Annotated in this window: 22 protein-coding genes and 2 pseudogenes; 9 read left to right on the top strand and 15 right to left on the bottom strand. The window is 44.4% G+C overall.

Annotated elements, in window-relative coordinates; all coding sequences use genetic code 11:
• Positions 1 to 44 precede the first annotated feature (44 nt).
• Positions 45 to 1,102: pseudogene (locus KUL49_RS11975) on the top strand (phosphotransferase family protein).
• Between the two features lie 74 nt (positions 1,103 to 1,176).
• Positions 1,177 to 2,150 (top strand): annotated as a pseudogene (locus KUL49_RS11970) (NADPH:quinone oxidoreductase family protein).
• A 79-nt stretch (positions 2,151 to 2,229) separates the two neighbouring features.
• On the opposite strand, the gene KUL49_RS11965 reads toward KUL49_RS11970, so the two are convergent.
• From KUL49_RS11965 to KUL49_RS21165, 4 genes are all read right to left on the bottom strand, one after another.
• Positions 2,230 to 3,645, bottom strand: a complete 1,416-nt coding sequence (locus KUL49_RS11965; protein WP_131137420.1) for an alpha-amylase family protein — start codon at positions 3,643 to 3,645, stop codon at positions 2,230 to 2,232.
• Positions 3,646 to 3,820: 175 nt separating this feature from the next.
• On the bottom strand, positions 3,821 to 4,486 hold the full coding sequence (locus KUL49_RS11960) for a YchJ family protein (RefSeq protein ID WP_131137419.1): 666 nt from the start codon (positions 4,484 to 4,486) through the stop codon (positions 3,821 to 3,823).
• Between the two features lie 237 nt (positions 4,487 to 4,723).
• Entirely contained in the window at positions 4,724 to 4,918 is a 195-nt protein-coding gene (locus tag KUL49_RS21170) for a hypothetical protein (RefSeq protein ID WP_242633816.1), read from the bottom strand.
• Entirely contained in the window at positions 4,894 to 5,133 is a 240-nt protein-coding gene (locus KUL49_RS21165; protein ID WP_242633815.1) for a hypothetical protein, read from the bottom strand. The genes KUL49_RS21170 and KUL49_RS21165 overlap by 25 nt, the downstream gene beginning before the upstream one ends.
• A gap of 328 nt (positions 5,134 to 5,461) precedes the next feature.
• Here KUL49_RS21165 and KUL49_RS11950 point away from each other — a divergent pair, with 328 nt between their 5' ends.
• A complete protein-coding gene (locus KUL49_RS11950; RefSeq protein ID WP_039225474.1) occupies positions 5,462 to 5,860 on the top strand; it encodes a YqaA family protein in 399 nt (132 codons plus the stop codon).
• A 22-nt stretch (positions 5,861 to 5,882) separates the two neighbouring features.
• Here the strand turns inward: KUL49_RS11950 and KUL49_RS11945 are convergent, their stop codons facing one another.
• The 5 genes from KUL49_RS11945 to KUL49_RS11925 form a co-directional block, all read right to left on the bottom strand.
• Positions 5,883 to 6,542 (bottom strand): sulfite oxidase heme-binding subunit YedZ, encoded by a 660-nt coding sequence (locus KUL49_RS11945; protein ID WP_131137418.1) that lies wholly within the window; start codon positions 6,540 to 6,542, stop codon positions 5,883 to 5,885.
• Between the two features lie 97 nt (positions 6,543 to 6,639).
• Positions 6,640 to 7,647 (bottom strand): protein-methionine-sulfoxide reductase catalytic subunit MsrP, encoded by a 1,008-nt coding sequence (msrP, locus tag KUL49_RS11940; RefSeq protein ID WP_131137417.1) that lies wholly within the window; start codon positions 7,645 to 7,647, stop codon positions 6,640 to 6,642.
• A gap of 152 nt (positions 7,648 to 7,799) precedes the next feature.
• Positions 7,800 to 9,143, bottom strand: a complete 1,344-nt coding sequence (locus tag KUL49_RS11935) for an anti-phage deoxyguanosine triphosphatase (RefSeq protein ID WP_131137416.1) — start codon at positions 9,141 to 9,143, stop codon at positions 7,800 to 7,802.
• A 76-nt stretch (positions 9,144 to 9,219) separates the two neighbouring features.
• Positions 9,220 to 9,819: a 5'-deoxynucleotidase gene (yfbR, locus tag KUL49_RS11930; RefSeq protein ID WP_012519109.1), complete on the bottom strand. Its 600-nt coding sequence runs from the start codon at positions 9,817 to 9,819 to the stop codon at positions 9,220 to 9,222.
• A 1-nt stretch (position 9,820) separates the two neighbouring features.
• Positions 9,821 to 11,041 (bottom strand): pyridoxal phosphate-dependent aminotransferase, encoded by a 1,221-nt coding sequence (locus KUL49_RS11925; protein ID WP_014998627.1) that lies wholly within the window; start codon positions 11,039 to 11,041, stop codon positions 9,821 to 9,823.
• A 272-nt stretch (positions 11,042 to 11,313) separates the two neighbouring features.
• On the opposite strand from KUL49_RS11925, the gene KUL49_RS11920 reads away from it, so the two are divergent.
• Positions 11,314 to 12,108 carry a DUF2189 domain-containing protein gene (locus KUL49_RS11920; RefSeq protein WP_014949751.1) on the top strand — a complete coding sequence of 265 codons (795 nt, stop codon included), beginning with the start codon at positions 11,314 to 11,316 and terminating at the stop codon, positions 12,106 to 12,108.
• Between the two features lie 417 nt (positions 12,109 to 12,525).
• The gene (locus KUL49_RS11915) at positions 12,526 to 12,870 is read left to right on the top strand and encodes a DUF3718 domain-containing protein (RefSeq protein WP_131137415.1); all 345 of its coding nucleotides are present in this window, start codon (positions 12,526 to 12,528) and stop codon (positions 12,868 to 12,870) included.
• A 126-nt stretch (positions 12,871 to 12,996) separates the two neighbouring features.
• Here KUL49_RS11915 and KUL49_RS11910 read toward each other — a convergent pair whose 3' ends face one another.
• The 5 genes from KUL49_RS11910 to KUL49_RS11890 form a co-directional block, all read right to left on the bottom strand.
• A complete protein-coding gene (locus KUL49_RS11910; RefSeq protein WP_131137414.1) occupies positions 12,997 to 16,176 on the bottom strand; it encodes an efflux RND transporter permease subunit in 3,180 nt (1,059 codons plus the stop codon).
• Positions 16,173 to 19,556, bottom strand: a complete 3,384-nt coding sequence (locus KUL49_RS11905; RefSeq protein WP_131137413.1) for an efflux RND transporter permease subunit — start codon at positions 19,554 to 19,556, stop codon at positions 16,173 to 16,175. Before KUL49_RS11905 ends, KUL49_RS11910 begins: the two co-directional genes overlap by 4 nt.
• Positions 19,557 to 19,581: 25 nt before the next feature.
• A complete protein-coding gene (locus tag KUL49_RS11900; RefSeq protein ID WP_014979512.1) occupies positions 19,582 to 20,715 on the bottom strand; it encodes an efflux RND transporter periplasmic adaptor subunit in 1,134 nt (377 codons plus the stop codon).
• A 213-nt stretch (positions 20,716 to 20,928) separates the two neighbouring features.
• Positions 20,929 to 21,321, bottom strand: coding sequence for an OsmC family protein (locus KUL49_RS11895; RefSeq protein WP_014949747.1), 393 nt, complete (start codon positions 21,319 to 21,321; stop codon positions 20,929 to 20,931).
• Positions 21,322 to 21,404: 83 nt separating this feature from the next.
• Positions 21,405 to 22,289, bottom strand: a complete 885-nt coding sequence (locus tag KUL49_RS11890; RefSeq protein WP_131137412.1) for a S1 RNA-binding domain-containing protein — start codon at positions 22,287 to 22,289, stop codon at positions 21,405 to 21,407.
• 65 nt (positions 22,290 to 22,354) lie between these two features.
• Between KUL49_RS11890 and KUL49_RS11885 the strand changes: the two genes are divergently transcribed.
• The 4 genes from KUL49_RS11885 to KUL49_RS11870 all read left to right on the top strand — a co-directional run bounded on the left by KUL49_RS11885 (position 22,355) and on the right by KUL49_RS11870 (position 25,775).
• Positions 22,355 to 23,092 carry a 5-oxoprolinase subunit PxpA gene (locus KUL49_RS11885; RefSeq protein WP_131137411.1) on the top strand — a complete coding sequence of 246 codons (738 nt, stop codon included), beginning with the start codon at positions 22,355 to 22,357 and terminating at the stop codon, positions 23,090 to 23,092.
• A 135-nt stretch (positions 23,093 to 23,227) separates the two neighbouring features.
• Positions 23,228 to 23,968: a 5-oxoprolinase subunit PxpB gene (gene pxpB / locus KUL49_RS11880; protein WP_131137410.1), complete on the top strand. Its 741-nt coding sequence runs from the start codon at positions 23,228 to 23,230 to the stop codon at positions 23,966 to 23,968.
• Positions 23,965 to 24,912 (top strand): biotin-dependent carboxyltransferase family protein, encoded by a 948-nt coding sequence (locus tag KUL49_RS11875; RefSeq protein ID WP_039225493.1) that lies wholly within the window; start codon positions 23,965 to 23,967, stop codon positions 24,910 to 24,912. Before pxpB ends, KUL49_RS11875 begins: the two co-directional genes overlap by 4 nt.
• Positions 24,909 to 25,775, top strand: coding sequence for a D-amino acid aminotransferase (locus KUL49_RS11870; protein WP_131137409.1), 867 nt, complete (start codon positions 24,909 to 24,911; stop codon positions 25,773 to 25,775). The genes KUL49_RS11875 and KUL49_RS11870 overlap by 4 nt, the downstream gene beginning before the upstream one ends.
• Positions 25,776 to 25,825: 50 nt before the next feature.
• Here the strand turns inward: KUL49_RS11870 and fur are convergent, their stop codons facing one another.
• Positions 25,826 to 26,254, bottom strand: coding sequence for a ferric iron uptake transcriptional regulator (gene fur / locus KUL49_RS11865; RefSeq protein WP_014949741.1), 429 nt, complete (start codon positions 26,252 to 26,254; stop codon positions 25,826 to 25,828).
• Positions 26,255 to 26,340 lie beyond the last annotated feature (86 nt).

The raw sequence follows: 26,340 nt of genomic DNA, 5'->3' as shown, positions 1-26,340 counted from the left end.
TGTTGTAAATAAACAATACAAAAAATTACGGGTAAGGAGTGAATGTGTCTAAAGACAATGCGAAAGCCCCACATGTCATAGATTTAGCAGTGCTGAATTCGTATTTATCTTCTGCGTGCCCGAGTATTGGGCACGTCAAAAGCGCTGAGAAATTTGCAGGTGGGCAATCGAACCCGACGTTTAAGCTTACTACGGATAATGGCGTTTATGTATTACGCCGACAACCGCCGGGCAAGTTACTGAAGTCGGCCCATGCGGTTGACCGAGAATTTCGCGTTATCAACGCGTTGCAGGGCTCAGAAGTGCCTGTGCCCAAAGCGTACCATTTATGTGAAGATACCAGCATAATCGGTAGCATGTTTTACATTATGGCCTATGTTGAAGGTGACATTTTCTGGAATAGCGCACTGCCTGAAATAGCATATTCTGCTACTCGCGCTGCCATGTATGATGAAATGAACCGGGTGCTTGCAGCGCTTCACAGTGTAGATATTGAAAGCGCAGGCTTACGCGATTATGGAAGGCCTGGCAGCTACTTTGAACGTCAGCTAAGCAGGTGGACAAAACAGTATCGTGCATCTGAACTTGAGCATGTTGAAGAAATTGAAAGTCTCATTCAGTATCTTGAGACCAACCTGCCAAAAGATGATGGTCAAGTCTCGTTGGTCCATGGCGATTTTCGTTTAGACAATATGATGTTTGATATGTCTAACCCTAAAAACCCAAGAGTAGTCGCGGTGCTTGATTGGGAATTATCAACGTTGGGGCACCCGTATGCCGATTTGGCTTACCAATGTATGCAGTTGCGCCTTCCCTCTGACATTGCGCACGCAGCTGGGTTAGGTGGTTTAGACAGAGAGCAGTTAGGCATTCCAAGTGAACAAGAATATATCAATGCGTATTGCGAGCGAAGAGGTATTGATAGCATTAGCAACTGGACGTTTTACCTCGCATTTAGTTTTTCCGTTTAGCCGCTATTTTACAAGGCGTGGTAAAACGCGCACACGATGGCAATGCGTCAAGCGAGAAGGCTATGCAATTAGGCGCAATGGTGAGACCTCTGGCGCAAATTGCGAACCAAACCATTCACCAAAGCGAATAAACGCCATATAACGTATTTAATGACATGTCATGCTATCAATAGCGTGCTCGTCGAACAAAGCAACTGGAGACAGTATGAAAGCAATTGTATGCGAATCTTTTGGACCACTTGAAGAACTTCAATTTAAAGACGTTGCAGACCCAGAAGTAAAAAAGGGCATGTAGTCGTAAATGTTGAAGCCGCAGGGGTGAACTTTCCAGACGGACTATTGGTGCAAGGTCTGTATCAAATGCAGCCAGACTTCCCGTTTATTCCTGGCAATGAAGTGGCAGGCACCATATCTGAAGTAGGTGAGGGCGTAAGCCATTTAAAAGAAGGGCAACGAGTTATTGCGTTGTCTAACTTAGGTGGTTACGCAGAAAAAGCGCTGATCCCTGCCACGCATGTTATGCCATTACCTGATCCCATCCATGTTAATGAAGGGGCTGCTCTTGTAACTGCGCATGCCACAGCACATCACGCATTAAAGCAGCGCGCAAAACTGCAGCCTGGCGAAACACTGGTAGTAACTGGTGCGGCTGGTGGTACTGGCTTAGCAGCAGTGCAAATAGGCAAGATTATGGGCGCTAAAGTGATTGCAGTTTGCTCAACAGAAGAAAAGCTGGCGCTTGCTAAAGAGTATGGCGCAGACGTTTTAATTAACTACAAAGAAAAAGATCTCAAAGAAACGCTGAAAGAAGTCACAGGCGGCAAAGGTGTCGATGTAGTTTATGAATGCGTTGGCGGTGACACATTCCACGCTTGCAGCCGCAGTATGGCATGGGAAGGTCGTTTACTTGTGGTTGGCTTTGCTGGCGGTGAGATCCCGAAATTCCCGGTTAATTTAGCGCTGGTAAAAGGCTATTCGGTTATGGGCGTATTTTGGGGCTCGTTTACTCAGCACGATCCAAAAGGCTTTGCGGAAAACATGCAAGAGCTTTTAACTTGGTATGTGCAAGGTAAGGTGAAGGTGGTCGTAGATGAAGCATTACCCTTAGAACAAGCAACGAAAGCCATGGCCAAGGTAATGAACCGGGAAGTGAAAGGTAAGATGGTGCTTGTGCCCTGATCCTACAAGCCTGACACGTGGGTAACTTAACAATAAAGCCTGAACAATCGATGTTCAGGCTTTTCTTGTTAACAGTGGGTTATTCCATAAGCCACATTCGGGCGCTTCTTCCTGGTACATAGAACTTGTGCCACTGAGTTGTAATATATTGCACATCATTACTTAATGTATCGCGGTAATTTCTATACCACCACAAATTGTCCGTAGATGTATCTACCCATATATCTTGGCCGTCTGCGCATTTATTAATACCCACAACGCCTTGATGGTCACGCTTGAAGAAAATAACGCAGTCATTATGACTTACCACTTGCATGCCACTGCCCTGAACTCCGTTATGGAATTTAACCATACCCTTGATGTCATCACGCTTGTACAAATCTACCCAACGATTATCACCACTTTCATTGTTATCTGAGTACAGTAATGGAACACCACCGTCACGGCCTAGTACATAGGCATTTGCCAAATGTTCGTCGGTAGGGTCAAGTAACTGGTAGCGGAAGCCGTCGTTTAGCGGGATGTCGTGGGTAATACTAAATGTGATGGCCTTGTCGCCTGATAAAGCCTGACCGTACGCACCTGGGTCAACCAAGGCATTCATCGAACCACCGAAGCTAAATGCACTACGTATTTGCGCGAAAAGCGGGAAGTCGTAGGCCGAGTGACCTGTTGCTGATAAATAAGGTGCAAGGAAGTTATCATACTCACTAGAGCCTGCACCGCCCGTGGTAATTATTTCTCCGAAAACATGCACGCCGTTTTTTATATTGCTGTCGAACACCGCGTTGATATGGTAGTTGGTCATGTGCTTTGCAGCATCAACGCGGAAACCGGTTACACCCATGTCTTTTAACGCCTGAAGATACGCTTTTTGCTGCGCTACTACCCAATTATTGGGGTCTAGGTCGGGCAAGCCAGGATCTGGCGCGGCGCCGCATAATCTATTGTACTGAACATCGCCCACGTCGCTGTAGTTACTAATGCACTTAGGACCACCTTGATCATACGTACCGTGGAAGTCACCACCGCCAAAAAGGCCGCTACTTATATCACCAAATAATGTGATGCCATTGTAGTATCCCTGATTTGATGAGTATTGCTGTAGTACTTCACTTCCGGGGTAGTTTAAGTCTGAACGTTTCCATGCTTCGTTCGCCATATGATTAAAGACAATATCCGCATAGGTCTCTACACCTTTGGCATTTAATGCATTAACCATCGCTTGAAAGTCAGCAGTGTCACCAAGTGGGTTATCAATAACTCGATAGTCCTGTGGTTGATATCGCGCCCACCACTGGTCACCTGTCGATTTATAAGCAGGCGAAACAAGTACTTTGGTGTAACCAAGATCCGCAATTTCCTGGGCTTTTGCGGCTACGTCGTCGTAGGTCCAGTTAAATGCGTGTAGTATAACGTCGGCATAGCTTTGATAACTTAATGTACTCAGTGCTGCGCCTATTAGAACGCCTGCCGCATGTTTCTTCATCTTCATAGTGTGTCCTATTTTATGTGGGAGCGAGATAAAAGATGAAAGTAATGCTTACATTATGTTTACAAATAATGAGCATCATGCATACGTATTCAATTCACCTTTAATTTTAAATTAAAGGAAAGGTGAACAATCAAGATGCGCAGGGAAGGGAGTACAGTTAGTTATTGCAATTGGGTTAGCGGCTCTTAGTTGCGCAGCACTGTTTGAATTTTTTGTTGCTACCGCAAACACAAGGTAGGTTTCTCCCGTATTTAATTTTGCCGCAGTCGTCGTGTAATACGCCGTCGTGATAACGCCACTTACCGTCTTCAACACTAAAATTAGACGTTTCGTGAAGCTGATACATGCTTTTATTCTCAAAATAGTAAGCAGTGAATTCAACAATGGCATTATTGGGTTTGGTGATGGGTTTGGAGATGGGTTTGGAGATGGGTTTGGAGATGGGCTTTAAATTAGTCTTAGAGATTGGCTCGGCGTTGGTTTGCGCTTCGACTTTAGCGTCAGCATGTACAGAACAGTCTATCGAACTATCTTCAGTACTACTGACCGAGTTACCTACCAAGCTATCTACGGAGTTATCTACGGAGCTAGCCGCTAGAGTGGGGTGTACTTTAAGTGCGAACCATGTCGCACCTTGTGCGCTTTGCGCCAAATCCTCTACAGAAAGACCCTGCTGCTTTTCTTTGGTGTAGGTTTCAAGAATATATTGATAATGCGCTGTAGCGTAGGCTGAAAAACGGGAGCGCATAAGTTGCTCTGCAGAACTAGGGTGTTTATCACCCTTAATAAAAGGCTCGCAGCATTCGTCGAAGGATTTTGATGAGCAACAGTAACAGCGCATAAGACAACTCGCAGTTTAAGAGTAAAACAAAGCGCTACAGTATAAGTATAAGTTGCGTGAGCCCCAACTTTTTTAAACGTAAATGTTGCCGATATTCAAAGATTCCTTGGCGGTCCATGCCAAAGGGTACATGTCAGAGATTCCACGCCAAAGAGCTGTATGAAAATAAATATTTAAGCTTTGATTACGCACCGCTACTCAGGCAAACGTAAAATGTAAGCATAAACAGGCTTTGTATTACCAAGGACCTAATGCTACGTTTTGTTCGTCATTAATACTGTTAACACGTACATTCACTAGGCTGACAGAATAAAGCTCACACAGCTTTCTGATCATTTCACTGTCGGTTGGTTGAAGGTCTAAATCAATGTTTTCCACATACAGTGTTTTACACTGGCCTCCTGTAATCAGCTTACTGATCCATTCAGGCATTTTTCTTTTTCAGGTTTTTGAATACGGATAGCGTGATCTACAGTTTTCGAAAACGACACCGTATTTGAAAGCAGATAATTCCAACCTTTGTCATTATTTCCTTTTCCATTACCTTGTTTTTCGCTAGGAAACCCTTCTATCGGCAAAGGTAGTTGAACAACATTTGAAACCGAAGCGCGTAAAGCATTGAATCGTGAAACTGAAGATGTGTTCATAGTAAAACCTTTTATGCATTTGCCCTTAAGTTCATAAATCGAACTTCAGGAATATTGTTATTGATTGATACTGGCTGCTTATACAGTGTGTATGTGTATACAGTATTCTCAAAGGAGGACTTTGGCAAGTATTTAGTTGTACTTTTTTCACACAAATTGGTGTTTTCTCAGTAACTACATAAAAGATAATGGTTTTTTTGTGCTATCGAATTCTGAAGGAAGTATTCATACTCCGATTAAGGTAAGATGCGCGCCAATTTTACATAGAAAACTACTGTATAAAGCTGGAGGAGCGTTGAGCGCATTAATACATTTAGGCTACTTGGGGATGTTCTTATCGGCATTTTTGGCAGCCACTATATTGCCTTTTAGTTCTGAAATCGTGCTTAGTGCTTTATACAGTAGTGGGTTGAACTGGGTGTTGTTGCTTGTTGTTGCTTCGTTAGGAAATGTACTCGGCTCGGTGGTTAATTATGCGTTGGGCTTCAAGTTCGGAAAAGAAATTGCGACCGATAAGTTAAAAGTGAGCGAAGCGGCGTTTAACCGTGCAAGTTACACCTTTACAAAGTGGGGGAAGTGGAGCTTGTTTTTATGCTGGGTACCTATTATTGGCGACCCTATTACTTTAGTAGCAGGTGTACTTAGAAGCCCGTTTTGGTTTTTTATTCTCGCGGTAACGCTTAGCAAAACAGCGCGTTATGCTGCGTTGCTGTACGTGCTTGTTTAAAAGGTTTTCGACTTTAGTTTTCTCACGCCACTGCGTTTTTGTCTCTCGACTTCTTTTGGCTTTTCTTCTGATACGTCACATACCACTGCTTCATTCTTGGGCTCATCAATATTAGTCCAACCATCCAATACCAAATGGGCTCTTGCCAAAACGTCTTCTGCGACCAGCTGAAATGAAGTAGTGCAAGAGGCAGGATCAAGTAAATGCTGTTATGAAGCTTCTGCCACTTTTTTCCCATGTTGCGCTGGATACGCTTAAACGATGTAGCAGTGAGAGCTAAAAGAAGAAGTAACGCTGCCATGCCAACAATGATGTAAGGCCTGTTTACTATCTCGCTAGCCACTAGTGCCATATCAAGCTGGAGTTCAAACACAATGTAAGTGAGCAGGTGTGCAAAGGCGTACACAAAGGTGTATACGCCAATCATACGTCTGAATTGCATCGGTTCTGGGCTTGGTAGCCATTTAGCAAGTGGGCTAAGAGTAAGCGTTAGTAAAAGAAAGTGAATTGCCCAGGTTCCAGTCTCATTGATGAGCGTGTTTACAGGGTCTGGACCAAGCTGATCGGTTACCCCTGCAAAAAACAACCAGGCGATATAGCCCAATGCGAAAAGGTGAATAAGACCTTTTAGGCTGCGGCGTTGCCAAACAGAGAGTCGAAATGGTTTTTTTCTTAACGGCATTAAATGAACAACTTAATAATAATGTTTAATAGCTTCGGTCATGAGATATTGGTTAGAAGGGCTAGCTATTTACTCGTCGCCCTATAAAACGTACCAACTAGTAATAACGGGATAAGTCCATATCTTTGTATAGCGGCGCGACTTCGCTGTAACCGTTGAACATTTGGGTGTCGATGCGATTTCTGGCGAGTAGCCCACCTGTGGTTATTCTGCGCTCGCTGGCTTGGCTCCACCTTGGGTGCGACACGTTTGGATTCACATTGGCGTAAAAGCCATACTCGTTGGCAGCCAGTCGATTCCATGTGGTAGGCGGCTTCTTGTCGGTAAGGCGAATTCTCACAATAGACTTAATGCTCTTAAAACCATACTTCCACGGTACAACAAGCCTGATAGGCGCGCCGTTTTGAGGTGGCAAGGTCTTCCCGTAAAGACCAACCGACATGAGCGTTAACGGGTGCATGGCTTCGTCAAGACGCAAACCCTCTACATAAGGGTAATCAATACCACCACCGGTAAAGCGGCTTCGTTGACCGGGCATTTGCTCAGGGTCATGTAAAGTTTCAAATGCTACATATTTGGCTGACATTAATGGCTCGGCTTGTTTTAACAACGCCCCTAACTCAAACCCAATCCAAGGCACCACCATCGACCATGCTTCCACACAGCGCAAGCGGTAAATGCGTTCTTCAAGGGGAAAACGCTTTGTTAAGGCATCGTGATCAAGCTCAATGGGGTTTTTAACCATCCCGTCAACTTTTAACGTCCATGGATTAGTTTGAAATTCAGTCGCATTTTTGGCTGGTGCATCTTTAGACGTGCCAAACTCATAGAAGTTGTTGTAGCTGGTCACTTTATCTTCAGGCGTTCGGGTTTCCGTTATTTGAAACTTAGGGGGCTGACTAAACTCCAGCGCCTTTCCCTTAAACGCTGCCTTCTCTTCTTCATCTTCCCAAAACCAACCGGCAGCGCCTGCCGACTTCGCCAACAGCGTAGACGCTCCCACAAAGCCCATAGATTTGAGCAATGAACGGCGATTCATATAAACGCCTTCATTGGTTACGTCGTTATCAGTTAATTTTACTGAGGGTTTAAATGGTTTTGGCATTACGTCACCTAAATTATGATAAGACTATGAGAAATGGTCGTCACTTTGCCCAGTACATTTAGCTACGTTAATGTAACGAGTAAGTTCAACATAATAAAAAAGACCGAGAGTACGGTCTTTTCATTTCAATTAATTTGGAAAAACAAAACAATCTACATATGCAGACTATCTTGAATACCGCCTTGTTTAGGTGAAAAGATATTACTGTATAGGCGAGATGCGAATTCATCGGTCATACCCGATATATAGTCAGCGAGAACGCGCATACCATTGCCGCTCTCACAGGCCTTACGCCAGCGAACTTGGGTGTTTTCGGGAAGTAAGCGGTCAGGATCTGATGCAAAGGCTTCAAAAAGCTCCATAACCACCAGCTGTCCTTTGTATTCAAGAAGCTGCACATCGGGGCGGCGTATTACTTTGTTAAACACAAAGCGTTTGAAAAGCTCCAAGGCTTGTGCAAAATGTTCAGGCATTACGGCGTTGAACGCCAGTAACGGGTGAGCGAAATCCTCAACGCCTTTTATTTCAATAGCTGTAATAAAGCTATTTACCAGCGCGCCTATGGCATTTTTTCTTTCGTGATGTGCAGCGCTAAATAGCTTATTGGTTAGCACTTCTATATTGTCTGACAGCCACGGTACATCTAGCGCTTTTAGAGGCGTTGTTACATCTTCGACAAAGTGATGCATGTCGACCATATCCATTACAATGGCATCTTCTAAGTCGTGAATGCCATAGGCGATATCGTCAGACAGCTCCATAATTGAGCAGTCGAACGACTTGAATTGCGTTTTACTGTGGGTATTCGGTTTTGCAGTAAACTGCATAAACGCATCTTTATCTTCATTGCTAAATGGCGCAAGTAGCCAGTCGAACAGGGGCTCATCGCAGCGAAACAGACCTTTTGGCGGATGCCAGTCGTGGGCCTTCACCTGACGAAGTGAAACAGGGCGCTCGGGCGTAGGTCCTTTACTATGAAGGGCATCGATAAAATTCGGATATTTAACCAAGCCTAACACGCTTCTTCTGCATAAATTCATGCCGTGTTCGGCGGTATAGGGCTCTAGCTGAGTGATGATCCTAAAAGTTTGTCCGTTTCCTTCAAACCCGCCGTATTGGTGCATCATGTAATTAAGCGCAATTTCACCACCATGGCCGAATGGGGGATGACCAATATCGTGAGCCAAGCAGAGGGTTTCGATTAACGTAGGATCAAGCGCTAACGTCGAGGCAATATCTGGAAATTTCACCCAAAGTTGGGCAGTAATACCGGTGCCAATTTGGGCGGCTTCTAGAGAGTGGGTTAGTCGAGTGCGATAGAAGTCGCTCAGCCCCACACCGAGCACCTGGGTTTTTGCCTGCAATCTACGAAAGGCAGCGCTGTGAAGAACGCGCGCTTTATCACGTTGATATGGATTGCGATGATCGCCGTCTCTTGTTTCGCTACGGGGTAAACGACGCTCGTGTAATGCTAATTCCCAATCGCTTGTTGCCAAAAAAACCTCGCTGCCTTGCTGTGTATGCTACTTCTTTTCGTCAGTATAGTGATTTAAGCGCTGTTAATCGCCTCGCTCACATATCGTCTTGCGTAATTTCATCAAGACTTAAAGAAAAGCTTGGTACGTAACGCGTTAAGAAGTAGTCCACCTCTTCAGAATGATATTCTTTAAGGGTTTTATCTAATCGTTTCTTAGCCAGCTTAAACTCTTGGTTACCAGCAGCTAATTCTTCAAGCGTTTTTAGGTAAGCGCAAAGTACGTCTGCTGCTTTCACAATAAAAGCTTCTTCTTCACTATGGTAGTGATGATCAATAAGCGCCGCATAGTCTTCTCGAAATGCCTCTGGTGCCATTTCAATTAGCTTGTTCTCTGCAATTTTTTCGATCTTTTTATATTCTTCTTTAATCGCAGGGTTAAAATATTTCACTGGGGTAGGGAGGTCTCCGGTGAGTACCTCCGACACGTCGTGAAATATTGCCATGGTAGCAATACGATCAGGGTTTAGTGTGCCGCCAAAAAACTTATTTTTTATTAAAGCAAGTGCGTGGGCAACCATGGCCACCTGCAAACTGTGCTCCTGCACATTTTCTGTGCGCACGTTGTGCATTAGCGGCCAGCGATTAATAAGCTTTAAGCGCGCCAGGTGCGCAAAAAAGTGACTTTTATCAGACACATTACGCCCCTTGCTTATACGTTCTAAAGAAGTTGCCAATACGATGCAGAGCAGGCACCAATACATCGCTGTGCGGTAAAAATACTAATCGGAAATACGTGCCTTCAGTAAGGTTAAACGCGCGACCATGTACCAGCAGAATTTTTTCAGAGCTTAATAAGTCCAGCACCATTTGTTCGTCGTTTTGAATGTTAAATTTCTTCTCATCCACTTTAGCGAAACAATACATGGCACCTTTAGGTTTAACGCACGAAATACCGTCAATGCCGTTTAGCATATCTGTAGTCACGTCGCGCTGAATGCGAAGACGCCCGTTTTCTTTCACCAAGTCGTCAATGCTTTGATAGCCGCCTAACGCAGTTTGAATAGCACTTTGACACGGTACGTTAGCGCACATCCGCATGGAAGACAGAATATTAAGCCCTTCAATATAGTCAGACGCTAATCGCTTATTGCCGCTGACAACTAGCCAACCTGAACGAAAGCCCGCCACACGGTAGTTTTTGCTCAAGCCGCCAAAGGTAACAAAAAACACATCGTCAGCCAGTGAAGCAATACTGGTGTGCTTTGCTTCATCGTAAAGAATTTTGTCGTAAATCTCGTCGCTAAATACAACAAGTCCGTGTTCGCGGGCGACTTCAACTACTTCTTGCAACAGGGCTTTGTCGTAAACTGCGCCGGTTGGGTTGTTAGGGTTGATCAGTACGATCGCGCGAGTTTTACTGGTGATTTTACTTTTTATGTCGTCAATATCTGGGAACCAGCCTGCTTGCTCGTCGCAGCGATAATGAACGGGTGAACCTGACGAGAGGCTAACTGCTGCTGTCCAAAGCGGGTAGTCAGGGCTTGGAATAAGCACTTCATCGCCATGATTAAGTAGCGCCTGCATTGCCATCATAATTAACTCAGATACGCCGTTACCAATATAAACGTCATCTACACGGATGTCTTTAATGTTGCGCTGCTGGTAGTACTGCATCACGGCCACACGGGCAGCATAAATTCCTGTCGAGTCTGAATATCCTTGAGACGTAGGCAGGTTATGAATAACGTCTTTTACGATATCGTCAGGGGCTTCAAATCCAAATGGGGCAGGGTTACCGATATTCAGCTTTAATATGCGGTGTCCTTCGTCTTCCATTTTGCGTGCTTGCGCAGCGATTGGGCCTCTAATGTCGTAACAAACGTTATCTAATTTATGTGAGCGAGATACAGTTTTCATGGTCTATCTGGTTGATTTACATACCTTGAGATTATCGCAATACAAAGCCATATGCGATGGCCTTTTTGCAGTATTTCTGCTTTAAGCACTACTTTTTTCACCAAGTGGCTATTTATTGACCACATAACGAGATGAATGATCCGCTTGTCACTTAAGTATAAAATTTATGTTAATAGCTTGTGAACTTTTCATTCAGCGCCTATCGTAGTAGTAAGGCGTGTATAAAAAACGCGTTAGTAACAAACAGGCTAACAAGCAGAGGTGATAAGAATATGTCGCACCATTTCAAAGAAACACCAGAGAATGCAATCACGCAAAGTGGTATAGCACGCGTTATTCCCTGTAAAGAATTAGACGTTGGCGACCCTATAAAATGGTTGTCATTGGCATTACGAGACGCTATGCGCGCACCAGGTCTCACATTGTTTTATGGCGTTCTTTTCGCGGTTATTCCGTGGTTCATTATGTACTTGGTTGAAATGACAGGTTGGCACTTAGTTATTTTACCCGCCATTGTTTGCTTTATGTTGGTAGGTCCATTTCTGGCTGCTGGTCTTTATGATGTGAGCTGGGAAATGGAAAAAGGCCACAAGCCCACGCTACGCCACTCTTTACGCGCAATGCGCCGAAATGCATTTAACGAGTGGGGCTTTGCCATACTGCTTATGGTGATGATGATATTCTGGTTGCGTGTTGCATCGCTAATCCACGCGCTTTATCCGCCTTACATAGAAAACGACTTAGAAAGCTTGTTACCGTTTTTAGCGCTAGGCACAATTGTTGGTGCGGGTTTTACATTGGCTATGCTTTTCATTACGGCGTTTACCCAACCAATTTTGATGGAACGCAAAGTTGACCTTGCTACCGCCGTATTAACCAGCGTTAACGCAGTATGGCTTAATAAGGTGCCCATGCTTATTTGGGGGGCGATCATCTTTACCACCGTTGCGATTGGTTACGTAACCGGGTTTATTGGTTTTATCGTGTTAATGCCTATAATCGGCTACGCGTCATGGCATGCTTATATTGATGCCATTGAAACTAAGCGCGAACGCAAATATGAGTAATCGCTCACGCTTTCTGTAATTTAATTACGGAAATGGTGAGGTTTTCTGTACATCAGATGCGCTTTATCATTATATATTTTGTTAAAATTACAGTTTTAAGGCCCCAAAAGGGGCCTTTTTATACTTAAGTCTTATATTTCTTTCTTCCTACAAGTTCCATCGCTAGATATATTAGTAATATGTAATCTAAATTAAACTCGATAAAACAGTGATTTAGCCTAGTAACAATGGTGTAACAAACTGATTTACCACACATTTACCCCCATTACACAATCATTCAACAGAAAAGTTTTGATTCTTGATGCATAAATAAATGGCGTTGAGCGAATTGTTGATTGTTCAGCTTTGTTCAACCAAAAACTAAGAGTTTGCCACAAACTTGATTAAAGCCTTTATCTACACATTGAGGAATTAAACATGAAACCAGTTAAATCGAAACTAGCCAACGCGGTAAAAGTGCTAGCTGTAACTGCAACCGTAGCATTTAGCGTTAACGCAACTGCCGCAGCACCACAAAAAGACATTCGCTTCGTTGGTGAAACCCAGTTTGCAGGTTTTTGTAAAGCAATAATCAACGATGATGTAAGAGTTCTTCGTTCTAGCCTTTCACGTAACGTGGGTCGTATTGGCGCTAGCCAACGTGAAGTATTGCGCATGGTAACGTCTGAAGAAGGCCTAACATGTAATGGAAGCAGCCTTATCAAGTTTTCTGAAGAGCGTCACGCAGATGCGGTACACGAATACTTAACGTCGCGTAGCTAAGGCGTTGATTGCGGTTACGATAAATCCAGAAAAAGCGGGCTAGCTTGCACTCATCGTCAATCACGTTGACGTAAATGGTGAAAACTAGACCCGCTTTTTGTCTTACTTTTTGCTTTAAAATGCGCCTTAATTAGCGATTTTAATATACGTGGCTACACGCGCTTTACTGGTTTTAAACAAACGTTGGGTTTTAAACCTAAGCTTTAGTAGCAACACGTAAGCAAGTGGTACTAAGAACAAGCTGGTTAGTGTTGAGAACACCAGCCCACCAATGATTGCAATGGCCATTGGCGAGTAGGGAGGGCCGTCGCCGCCAATTCGAGTACTCCCCATCGCAAGTGGAATAAGCCCTAGAACTGTAGTGGCTACTGTCATCAGAATAGGCCTGATACGTGTCATACACCCTTCAATTACTGCGTCATACAGCGACAGACCTTCATTGATGAGCTGATTAATTCTGTCTACCAATACGATGCCATTGTTAACCACAATACCCATCAGAATCAGCATGCCAATCATCCCCATGATAGACATAGATGTGCCTGTAACCATGAATGCCCAAAAAACACCTGTAAAGGAAAACAGTAGTGACGTAATTACAGATGTTGGAAGAATTAGCGATTCAAACAGCGCGGCCATCACAACGTATATCATGCAAAGCGCTAATAGCATATTCATTTGCATTACGGCATTGGCTTCATCCTGGCGAGAGAAGCTACCGTCTAGCGTCCACTTATAGCCTGTCGGCAATTCGATATTAGCTAATGCTTTTTCTATGCGTTCACGAGCTTGTTCGGTGGTGGTTTCACCCTCTAGATTTGCACCAATAGCTAGCGCTGTTTGACGATAGTTGCGGTTAATTTGCGAAAGCTGTGGCACCACAGTGAAATCTGCAATCATGTTCAGCGTTACCGATTGACCCTGCGTAAACCCAATATTGATGTTCTTAAGTTCGCTTAGCGAGGCTTGAATATCGCTGCCAAACTTAAGCTGCACCGCCACTTCTCCGGCGTCACCATAGCGGAATGTACGTAAATTACTGCCGCGTAGTGCCGTAGAGATAAGTTTAGCCACATCGTTTACTTGTATGCCAAAGCGGTTTGCTTTCTCTCTGTCTATGCGTATTTGAACCTCATCACGGGTAGATCCCGTGTCGGCTTTTACATCTTCCAACCCATCTATGGTGGAAAGAATAGGAATGATTTGCTCTGAAATAGTGAGCAAGGTTTCTGAAGATTCCCCCAACAGCGTTACTCTAACGCCACCACCGTTGCCGCTATCCCACTGGAAAGAGGGGCGAGCACGCACAAATGAAGGCATGTTTTCACGAATATCCTCCTTGATTTTTCCTACACTTACGGGCAATTCATCATTAAGCGTGATACCACTTACCGCATGGCCGGCAGTAAAATAGGTATACACCTGCTTAATATGAAAGCGTTCTTGGTTTTCATAAAGATATGCTTCCATTTTATCGACTGTTTTTTCCACTTCTTCTAGAGTGAAGTTTTGCGTCACATGGTAATTAAGCCAAATACGCTCTTGGTTGTCGTTACCCTCATCGTCAGACGTAACCACCTGCATAGGCACAAAGGTCGACGCGAGAATAAGCAGAGCAATAACACAAGTTACGCCCTGGTGTTTCAACATCCAGTTAAGCGCACGACCATAGCCTTTTATGTAGGACGGTGTTTTAGGCGTTTTTACAACAGGGATCTTTACCTTAGTTGTCAGCAAGGGAATAAGTGTTTTAGCAATGAAAAGCGACGCGAACAGAGATATACAGATAGCCACAGCAACGTGCTCTAGGAAAATAGTCACGTCTATTTTTACCCCAATAATATTAGGTAAAAACACTATTGCCGTGGTTGCAGTTCCGGCAATGACTGCAAGACTGACTTTGTTTACACCAATCTGGGTGGCTCGCTTAATGTCTCCCTCTTGTTGGCGTTCTTGAAATACGCTTTCAGTGATCACCACGGCGTTGTCTACCAGCATACCTACCGCTAGCATGAGGCCCATTAACGATAAGATGTTGAGTGTATAACCTAATAGATACATCACACCTAAGGTAATACAAATTGAGAATGGTACAGAAAGCACCACGATTAAGGTGGTGGTAAGCTGGCGCAAGAATAAGTACAGCACAATAACTGAAAGTAACGCACCTAAAAGGCCAGCGTTTAGCAAATCGCTCAGCGACGAAGTTACGCTTTTCGCGGTGTCGTCCATTACAAATAAACTAATGCCTGTAAACTCAGGGTCTTCCTTGGCTTTTTCGATAACTTTCATTACCGCGTCGGAAACTTCTACAAGATTGCTGCCCGATTCGCGAAATACGTTAAAGCCTACCGCAAAGGTGCGATCTAAATGACGTCCTTCGTTGCGTTGAGGGAGCTCGTAAGTCACGCTGGCAATATCAGACAAGCGAACGCTGCGAGTAACCCACATATTTTTAAAATCGTTTACATCGGTAAATTCGCCAGCTGGGTTAACCAGAATTTTTTCACCGTTATTGTACATGTAGCCCGCGGTTAGCGAGAAGTTTGCGTTTAGAAGCTGCTGCTCTAAGCGTGTACCGTCTATTTGGTAGGCCGCCATTTTCTTAGGATCTAAGCGAATAGTAATTTGACGCTTCATGGTGCCGTATAGCTCAACTTTCGATACACCCGGAACTCGCTCTAGCGGACGCTTAAGGTTGCGTTCTAGCAAGTCGTAGGCATTTGATAAGTCGCGGTCGCTCGATACGCGAAGCTGAAATATAGGCATATCGTTGGTGTTAAATTTATACACCATGATCCGCTCTATATCGTCAGGAAGTTCGTGGCGAATAGCGTCAATCTTCTCCCGCGCTTCAATACTTTTGGCTTTAAGGTTTTCATCCCAATCGAACTCTACTATGACCTCAGCCATGTTGTCGTACGACCGTGCCCTTAATCGCTTTATCCCCGACATGGTAGCAACAGCTTCTTCAACCGGACGGGTGATCATGGTTTCAATCTCAACAGGCGTTGCATCAGGGTAGGGGATCTGCACTACCATTTCTGGAATATCAATCCCAGGGAACTTTTCAAGGGGTAATAAGCGGCCAGATACAATACCGAACAGCAACATAGACAAAAACAGCATTCCGATGGTAACGGGCTTATTTAACGCAAAGCGTGCAAGCGAGGCGCCTATACCTGCAATTTTTGAAAGGTGCGGCTGTGAAGCTATATCTGTCTCGCGTTGATTCGGTTCACCTATTTGGCGCTTTTCAGTATGGGGTTCAGAACTGTTATTAGCGTTGTGAGAAGGTGTACTCATAGTACACCTCCTTTCGACATCGCTCCTTCGTCACTAAAGCCCGCATTAGTGTTAACAGACGTTTTCTGCGCAACGTTTTTCTTCACGTCGAACAGGCTGTAAAGCACTGGCAGTAAAATGAGGGTGAGCAAGCTTGCAAACAGAAGGCCGTAAATAACAGTGATGGCCATTGGCGTGCGAATTTCAGCACCTTCACCAAAACCAAACGCCATAGGCAATAAACCTAGTACCGTAGTAAGTGTGGTCATCACAATAGGGCGCAGGCGGGTCTTTGCAGCATCTAGAATAGCGGTGTCTTTATCTACTCCTTGACGGCGTAACTGATTTATACGGTCAACTAATACAATAGCGTTGTTTACTACAATACCGCACAGCATAATCAAACCGATAAATACCACCACGTTTAGCGGCGTATTGGTAAGCCACAATCCATACACAGAACCCGCGCCAGCTAGCGGCACTGCGAATAAAATAAGCAGAGGGTGCAGCAGCGACTCAAACTGAGACGCCATAACCAAATACACCATAAACACGGCAAGTGCTAGGGCAAACTGTAGCGAACGGAAGCTGCTTTGCATGTCTTCACTTTGTCCAGTTACTGTTGCACTTAAAGATAGAGGAAGTTGGGTTTCATCAATGACTTTATTAGCAACGGCAACTGCTTCATCAAGCTTACCCTTGGCTAAATTTGCAGATACCAGCGCTACACGCTGCTGTCCAACGCGGGTGATTTCGCTAGGACCTACACTCATGTACACGTCTGCAACTGCACTTAATGGAATAGGTTGCGCAGAGCCTGGATTAACAACAATGGCGCGCACGCTGGCGATGTCATCTCGCTGGTTTTCTTGGGTTCTTACTAGCACATCTACCTTTCTGTCTTCAACACTATACTGTGTAGCGACACGGCCACCTACTTTGGCCGCAATAAGCTGAGAAACGGTTGATGCATCAAGCTCAAGGCGAGCAAGTTTGGCGTGATGGAAGGCTATTTTAAGCTCTGGGTTTCCGTCACGAATGCTGGTCGTTACGTCTGCAAAATTATTAAAACTGGCTAGTTTGGTCGCAATGGCGTCGCCATACTGTTGTAGTTGATTAAGGTCGTAACCCGCAATTTCAATTTGAATAGGCGATGCAAAGCTAAAAAGCTCAGGCTCTGAAAACGTTGCCTGAACCTGAGGTTTAAAGGCTAGGTAATCACGAAGGGCACGCTTTACCGCGTCCATATCGGCAGCTGTCGCCGAAGGCTGCATGACAATGTTTAAGCGGCCCCAATGATCGCCACCCTGATTAGGCGCGGCGCTTATAAGGCTACCCGTACCAGACATGGCATAGGTGCGAAGCACCTTGGTTTCGCCGCCATCATTGTTATTTACTGCAACCGCAGCAAGCTCGCTGATAATAGCGTCGGTACGCGCTAGTGGCGAGCCCGCAGGGAGGGTAACTTCTACCGAAAATTCTCCTTGTGACAGGGTAGGAATAAGTTCCATACCTAGTTTTGGTACAAGCATTATCGCGCCAGCAGCAAGAATAAAGGCAGTAGCTAACACCAGCGCTTTGGCTTTAAGACTTACGCGCAGCAGTTTTTCATAAGCAGAAGCGAGAAGGTCAAACCCTTTGTTAAATACCCAGATAAGTGGTTTAAAGGCAACGCTCAGTAATTTGCTGACGATATGCCAAGCGCCAATCACCAAGGTGACCAAAGCTGCAGGTAAAAATACAAAGATAAGTCTGAATACCCAACGAACTGGCAGGGTAACGTAATACATAACTTTGCCAAACGTCGACGTAGGAGGGGTAGGCGCTGGTGTAGTAAACACATCTTCGTGGTCTAGCTGTTGCTTTTTCTTCTTATGTGCCATCGCAGGGATAAGTGTGAGCGCAACAACAAGCGATGCTGCCAAAGCGAACGACACGGTTAACGCTTGATCTTTAAACAGCTGACCTGCAATACCTTCTACAAATATTAGCGGCACAAACACGGCCATAGTGGTCAGTGTCGAAGCCACAATTGCGCCAGAGACTTCTTTTGTGCCTTCACTGGCGGCAGATGCCTCAGTGTCTGTGGCTTCTGCCGTCGTTTTTTCATTAGCTATAGCGTTATCACTCCCAGCCACTTTTAATTTTTTATGGCGATCGATATTTTCAAGCACAACAATGCTGTTATCTACTAATAATCCAACAGCCAGCGCGATACCACCTAAGCTCATCATGTTTAAGCTTATGTCGTTGGCATACATTAGATTAAAGGTAGCAATTACTGATACCGGAATAGAAACCGAGATAATAACGGTAGCCCAGAAGTCTTTAAGAAAAAGGTACAGCACTAACATGGCTAAAATACCGCCCATCACTGCCGCTGACTTCACGTTGTCTATGGCTTGCTTGATGAACACACTTTGATCGTAAATTTCGCTAAGCGTGTAGTTAGAAGGCAGGTTGTTGTTGACCTCATTTAACCGGTTAGCCACTTTTTGCGCAACGTTAACCGCATTAGCATCGCCTTCTTTATAAATGGCAATTTCAATGCCTTCATTGCCGTTAAAGCGCGTTACCACATCACGGTCTTTATACGCACTTTCTACCGTGGCAATATCTTTAAGCTGGATGTTTTTGCCTTCAAAACGACCAATAAACAGGTTTTCTATATCGCTAAGCGTTTCAAACTGATTGAGGGTTCTGACCAAAAACGCCTGGGCTGCGTTATCAATTCGACCGCCCGCCGCGTTAATGTTTTCAGCACTTACCCGGTCAATAATACGGGTAATAGGAATAGACAGCTGACTGGCTTTCTGCTGGTCGATAAGAATGTGTATCTCGTTTTCTAAACCACCGCCAACGCGCACGGCTGCCACACCTTCTACCGACTCTAAAGCTCGTTTTACCTGCTGTTCGGCATATAAACGTAATCGCTTCATTTGCGCTACGCTTAAACCTGACGTATCGCTTTGTGCCGTCAGCCCCAGTTTAATTACCGGGTCTAGACTTGGGTTAAAACGAAGGAGTCTTGGTTTTTCTATATCAAGGGGAAGTTGTAATACATCAAGTTTCTCGCGCACTTCTAAGCTCGCGAAATCCATATCAGTACCCCATGCAAATGAAAGCACTACGTCAGACTGGCCTGCACGCGATGTGGACGTGACTTTACGTACGCCTTTTACTACGCCAATGGCTTCTTCAATGGGCTTTGAAACCAGTTGTTCGACTTCGCCTGGCGCTGCACCGTCGTAGTCAGTACGAATGGTGAGAGTAGGGTAAGATAAGTCAGGCAGTAGGTTAACCGACAGTCTGCCTAACGACACCATACCAAATAGCAATACGGCAAAAGTGAACATACTAACGGCAACAGGGCGCTTTACAGCAATATCTACAATACGCATTGTGTGAGTTCCTTGTTGGGCCGAATTAGCTGTTAACTACTTCAACAGGGGCGCTGTCTTTCAAGTTTTGGTGGCCTGCGGTAACCACTTCTTCATTACCGTTTAAACCATTAATAACTTCAACGACTTCGTTGTTTTCAAAACCTGTAGAAATATCAACTTTTTTAACTTTGCCGTTGTCGACAACGAATACACTATGATTATTATCGATGGTAACTAGCGCTCTACGAGGCAACAACGTGGCGTTAGCATGTGTTGCGTACTCAAGTGACACATCGGTAAACATGCCGGCTTTAAGTTTGTTGTCTTCGTTCGGTACTTTTAAGGTTACTTTGAACGTGCCTGTGGTCGCATCGATGACCGGGCTTATACGTTCAACACTCGCGGTGATACTTCTGTCGCCTAAAGCCGCCACGGTAAGCATTGCACCTTGTCCAATCACTACGTTAGGTAGCTCATTTTCAGGCAGATACACAATGCCTTGAAGATTACGTTGCTGAACGATATGGAACATTCTCTCCCGTTGGAACGATTCAGTCAGGTTGCCTACTTTGGCATTCCTTTCCGCAATGTATCCATCAATTGGGGCTGTGATCGTTGCTTCTTTCAAATCAAGTTCAGCCAAGCGTACAGATGCTTTTGCTGATTCAAATTGCGAAGTGAGCTTGTCGTAAGTGTCATCGCTGATAAGCTTTTTAGAATAGACTTTGTTGACCTTTTCTAGTTCGCTTTCAATACCAGCTAAATCAGCCAAAGCTTTTGATAAGTTCAGCTCATAGCGGCGTTTATCAAGCTGTGCCAGTACCTGGCCTTTTTCAACATAATCACCTTCTTCTACGAAGATTTCTTCGATAATTCCAGATGCTCGCGCAACCACAAATGCTTCTTCACGGGCTTCTAAAATAGCGGTTGTATCGTAAGTGGACGTAATGTCGCCAGTAACAATGGTTTGGGTTTCAACGGGAATAGCAAAAACGGTTTCTTCAACTTCGGTGGCGTTGGCTTGGTCGTTAATGGCATCAGCATCAGAACATGCTGTCATCGAGAGAGTGAGGGCAATAATACCGCTTCCAACAAGTAATTTGAGTGATGTTGGCGAAAACGGTAATAAAGAATGTGATGGTGACAAAGAGGTGTTGCTGTGCGTTGTAGTTTCCATGGTCAATAACCCTAACGTAATTGTCGTTATATAATAATGACCATATACAGCAGCTAATATGCCAAAGATGTTAACTAATGTTAATTGTTAATTATTTCAATAATTTACGAGTGTAACAAACAGTTTCAACGAAAAAGCCAACCCAAACGGTTGGCCTTTTCTACTAATGCTTAGCGAGAATCGCTAAAAAGAGGTTGGTTCTACTATAGTTTATTAAACCAAAGTATAGCTTGTAGTGATCTCAACATTACCCGTTAGCATTAGCATGACGGAACAGTATTTTTCTGCAGAAAGCTGCACAGCGCGAGCAAGGGCCTTTTCACTAATGCCTTCACCTGACACCGTGTAATGCGCGTGAATTTTAGTAAATACACGAGGCGGCTCTTCAGCGCGTTCAGCTTCTAATTCACAGTTACAGGCTTCAATGTTAAAGCGCCCTTTTTTAAGAATATCTACAACGTCAATACTTGAACATGCACCAACTGCCAACAGCACTGACTCCATTGGAGATACGGCCTTACCGCTGCCGTCCATCACCGTTTTGTAACCGCTGTCTGTAGTTCCTGTAAAAGTTAAATCTTGATCCCAAGAAACACGTGCTTTCATTGTTTGTCCTAATGTCATAAAAATAAAAAGGAAGCTGCAAGACAGGCCAGTTTAGCGCTTCAATACAGCTGTGACATGTGCGTTTATTTGTTAAGGCGAACTGCATCTGGGCTAAGCGTGATTTTCTTTTGCTTATATAACGCCCCTAACGCTTTTTTATACGCGGCTTTACTCACGTTGAAATGAGAGTAAATGGCTTCTGGCGCACTCTTATCTGTTAGCGTAGAAATGCCGCCGTGAGCTTCTAAGTCGTCCAAAATGGCTTGTTGAAGTGCATCACGGCCTCCTTTGTCTACGCGCTGAAGGGCTACGTCCACTTTGCCGTCGTCTCGAATTGTTTTAATTACCCCTTCAGTAGCTTGCCCGACTTTAAGTGGCTTAAAGGCATCGCTATGGAAAATAAGACCTAAGCTTTTTTCATTGATAACGACCTTAAAACCTAAATCAGTTTTGGCATAAACCAAGCATTGCACTGTGTCGCCCTCGTTGAGATAGGCGCTACTTTCCTTTAGAAAATAGTGGAGCTTGGTAGCACCTAAAATACGCTGGGTTTTATCATCAAAAAAGGCGTGAACAACATAGTACATACCTGGATTAACAGGTTGGGCCTGGTAGTCGTTGGGCATTAAAAGGTCGTTGTCTAAACCCCAGTCGAAAAATGCACCAAAGTTAGTGGCAGATACTGCTTTAAGTACCTTAGTTTCACCAACTTGAATCAAAGGTTTCTTCATGGTGGCGTAGAGATCGCCGCGCTGATCTGTGGCTACAAATACGTCTACCTGCTGGCCTTCGGTAAGCGAAGTTTCTACTTCGTCAATCGCAAGCGTAACAGTTTGTAGCTCTTCAGCATCATCTATTTTTATTACGCTGTCGTTTTCGTCGTTGTTTTCGACAAGTGGCGCTAAAGCGTAGCCAAAAGGGTATTGGGCTACCACGCGTAATGTATTAATTTTTCCAATATTTATCATCAGCACTGACTTTTTAAAAAGAACAGGTAACATGATACTGGAATGAGGGTAAGAGCTAAACCATTATGAAGTTAAATTGCGATTTAGGTGAAAGTTTCGGCGCGTGGTCAATGCCGGTGGAATCGGCCATTATGGCAGAAATTGATCAGGCCAACATTGCATGTGGTTTTCATGCGGGTGATCCATTAGTGATGAAGCAGGCTATTCTGTCAGCTAAACAACATGACGTGGTCATTGGTGCCCATCCCGCCTATCCAGACCTACAGGGATTTGGCCGCAGAAGTATGGCGATTGCCGCCGATGAACTTAGCGCTATGATTCAATATCAAGTAAGCGCGTTAAGTGGAATGGCAAAAATTTGCGGAGCTAAAGTGAGCTATGTGAAACCTCATGGTGCGCTTTACAACGATATGATGAAAGATACAGCTGTCATGCGCACAGTCATGCAAAGCATAGCGGAAATAAATATGCAGTCTTCAGATTCGCCCCTTGCGTTAATGGTACAGGCTACGTCGCACAATGTAGCGCTTAAAGACGCTGCTCAAGAGTGGGGGCTGCCGTTGTATTTTGAAGCGTTTTCAGACAGGCGTTATACCGACGAAGGTTTACTGCAATCTCGCTTGACCGAAGGTGCCGTGTTAAGCGAGAGCGACGCATTGCTTCAAGCTAAACAACTTATATCATCGGGAACAGTAACGACTGCTTCGGGAGCAACACTTGCAATAGAAGCGGATTCTCTGTGTGTACATGGTGATACTAAAGGGGCGGTGAATATTGCAAAGAAAATCAGAACATTTCTATAAACCTGCCTCATAAAAAACACATTTTACAAGAACAATACAAGAGGCTGTTACCCATTGTTGTGCTGAGAGTGGTATATCTAAAACTAAGTACTCAGAACCAAGCACTGACAGCCGTTTAAATAACAAGGACAGTAGATGCAAGCTTTCGGTCGCATTAAGCGAATAGTTACAGCAAGTGCAGACGCCATTATTCTGTACTTTGATGGCGCAAACCTGGACGACGCGAATAATGCCTGTCATCACATGCTGGCAGCGATAGATAGCAAAAAGGGAAGCGATTCGTGGGCTTGGCTGCGTGAGTGTGTGCCTTCCTATGACAGCCTGTTGATTATTTTTGATATGGCATTAATTGATAGCCACGGTGTATACCGTGCCATAAGTAATTTAAGCGCTGAAGACATGAGCCTGCAATCATTCTCTTTGCAAGCAAAAGAGAATGAAAGTAGCGCCATGATTGAAATTCCTGTTTGGTACGGTGCGCCTAATGCAAGTGATTTAAGTGTAGTGAGTAAGAAAACGTCACTGTCTATTGAAGAGATTATCGAATTGCACACTAGCACGACTTATAAAGTATACGCAGTGGGTTTTTCTCCGGGCTTTGCCTATATGGGTGATATACCAGAAGCGCTCAAATGTGCGCGACTAGGCACACCGCGCAAACGCGTACCTAAAGGTGCGGTTGCAATCGCTGACAGGCAAACTGCTGTTTACCCCAGTGAATCACCTGGAGGATGGAATTTATTGGGGCTTACGGCATTCGACATGCTCATTCATAAAAATGAGCAAAGTGAAGCGCGGTTAAAAGCAGGTGATGTGGTTAGGTTTGTTTCAGTTACTGAACAGGAATATAGAGCAGGATTGCAGGTTGAGCGATGAGAATTGAAGTACTCAGTAAAGGATTGTTTAGCCTTATCATAGATAACGGACGGGTAGGGCGACAACGGGATGGATTTTGTGAATCAGGCCCTATGGATAGTAACGCCTATGATTGGGCCAATTTTCTAGCCTTCAATTTAGACGGTACGCCATGCTTCGAAGCGATTGGTGAAATGCGATTACGGGTTGATGAAGATTGTATTATTGCGGTAACTGGCAGGGAGCCCTCACTCGATGTAGATGGAAACGTTAAAGCAACATACCAGAGCCAACATGTACCGGCAGGTGCAACTATTACGTTTGGCAGCGCTCTACTTGGTAGCAAAGCCTATTTGGCAATAGGTGGAAATTGGCATGTGCCAAAAGCGGTAGGGAGTGCATGTACGGTAGTACGCGAACAACTTGGTGGGTTGGATGGTAAGGGATGCGCGTTAAAAGATGGCGATTGCATCGACATTTCAGCTAACAGCAGAATTAAAAGCACCGCTAGAATGCGCACTCTCTCGCGGCAGCACATAGACAACTATGGTTTTTTAGAGTCTATTCGGGTTATTCCCGGGTATCAGTTTTCGAGTTTTAGCGCTGTTGCTTTACGCACGTTTGAAACAAGCAGCTATACGGTTTCATCGGCTATCGATCGCATGGGCTTTAGGTTGACCGGTGAATCAGTTACAGCCGATATAGAAAACATGCGCTCAGAGGCAATTCATTTAGGTGCAATTCAAGTTCCCGGCGACGGGCAGCCTATTGTAATGATGCGCGACAGACAAACATTAGGGGGTTATCCAAAACTTGGCTGTGTAAGCCCCTGTGATATAAGTCGCTTGGCCCAAGCCGTGCCAGGCGAAAAAGTGAATTTTGTTTTTCAACATGAAGAAGAAGCAAGGGCAGACTGGCTACTGATGACAAGTAGGCGTCGCCGACTACAAGGAGAAATATTGTGACGATTGCGTTTTTAAACGGTGAGTATTTGCCTCTTTCTGAGGCTAAAATTTCTCCGATGGACAGAGGCTTCCTTTTTGGTGATGGTATTTATGAAGTCATTCCAACGTATTCTGGTAGCGCAGTAGGCTTCAAGGGGCACACTTCGCGTATGGCGCAAGGCCTTAAAGCTATTGAAATCGCTAACCCTTATTCAGCAGAAGAATGGCAAGACATTTTGACCAGCTTGGTCGAAAAAAACAAAGCATTTATAGAAAGCGGAAACATTGGTGTTTATTTCCACGTAAGCCGTGGCACCGATACAAAACGTTTTCATGCATACCCTAAGAATATAGCATCTACGGTATTCGGGTTTGCTTTTGAAATAGCGCCACCACAGCCCACAGAAAAATCTGAAGCAAGGCCTTTCAAAGTTGCGCTTCAACAGGATAAAAGGTGGCAACGCTGCCATATCAAATCCACATCCTTGTTAGGCAATGTAATGCACTATCAAGCAGGTGTTGACGCAGGCGTTAACGAAACTATTTTGTACAACAGCGAAGGTATGATAACCGAGGCAAGTTCATGCAACGTGTTTATGGTGAAAGACGGATGTATATCTACGCCCCCCTTAAACCATGAACTTCTTCCCGGTATTACTCGCGCCATTGCAATTGAAGCATTTAAACAGGCAGGCCTGGTTGTTACAGAAACTTGGTTTAGCAAAGATGAGTTGCTGGAGGCAGATGAAGTATGGTTAACCTCTTCAAGCAAAGAAGTTGCCCCGGTAGTTGAAGTAGACGGAAAACCTATTGGCACAGGGGAAGTGGGTGACGTGTGGGAGAAAGCAATTAAGGCTTACCACGCATATAAGTTTAAAGCGTAACGAAAAAAGGCCCGCTTAAAGCGGGCCTTTTGCTAGAATAAAACTGTTACTTATTCAGGTAAGTTGTCGCAGTTACCGTCTGTACACTCACCGTATAAGTAAAGGCTGTGATGCGTTAGCTTCATCTTGTGTTGCTTTGCAATCATCTCTTGGCGTTCTTCGATAATGTCATCTTCAAACTCAATGACCTTGCCACACTTCAAACACACAAGGTGGTCGTGGTGATCTTTGTGACTGATTTCAAATACAGATTTTCCACCTTCGAAATGGTGGCGATTAAGAATGCCTGCATCATCAAATTGGTTTAACACGCGGTACACGGTAGCAAGACCAATTTCTTCACCCTGTTCGATAAGGATTTTGTAAACGTCTTCAGCGCTGATGTGTTGGTTTTCTGGCTCTTGCAGAATTTGTAAAATTTTAAGGCGAGGCAGAGTGACTTTTAGCCCTGCTTTTTTCAATTCTTTATTTTGATCCATTACAACCTACTAAGAACGAGTGAATAAGTATTTGGTGGTTATTATAGGTAAGTTGAAACAATTTAAAAGCAAAACCGTGGAAACTT

It is taken from the genome of Alteromonas sp. KUL17 (assembly GCF_006538305.1).
Taxonomy (GTDB): Bacteria; Pseudomonadota; Gammaproteobacteria; order Enterobacterales; family Alteromonadaceae; genus Alteromonas; species Alteromonas macleodii.
Note: the sequence above shows the minus strand (reverse complement) of the source record. Positions and strands in the feature narration are given on the sequence as shown.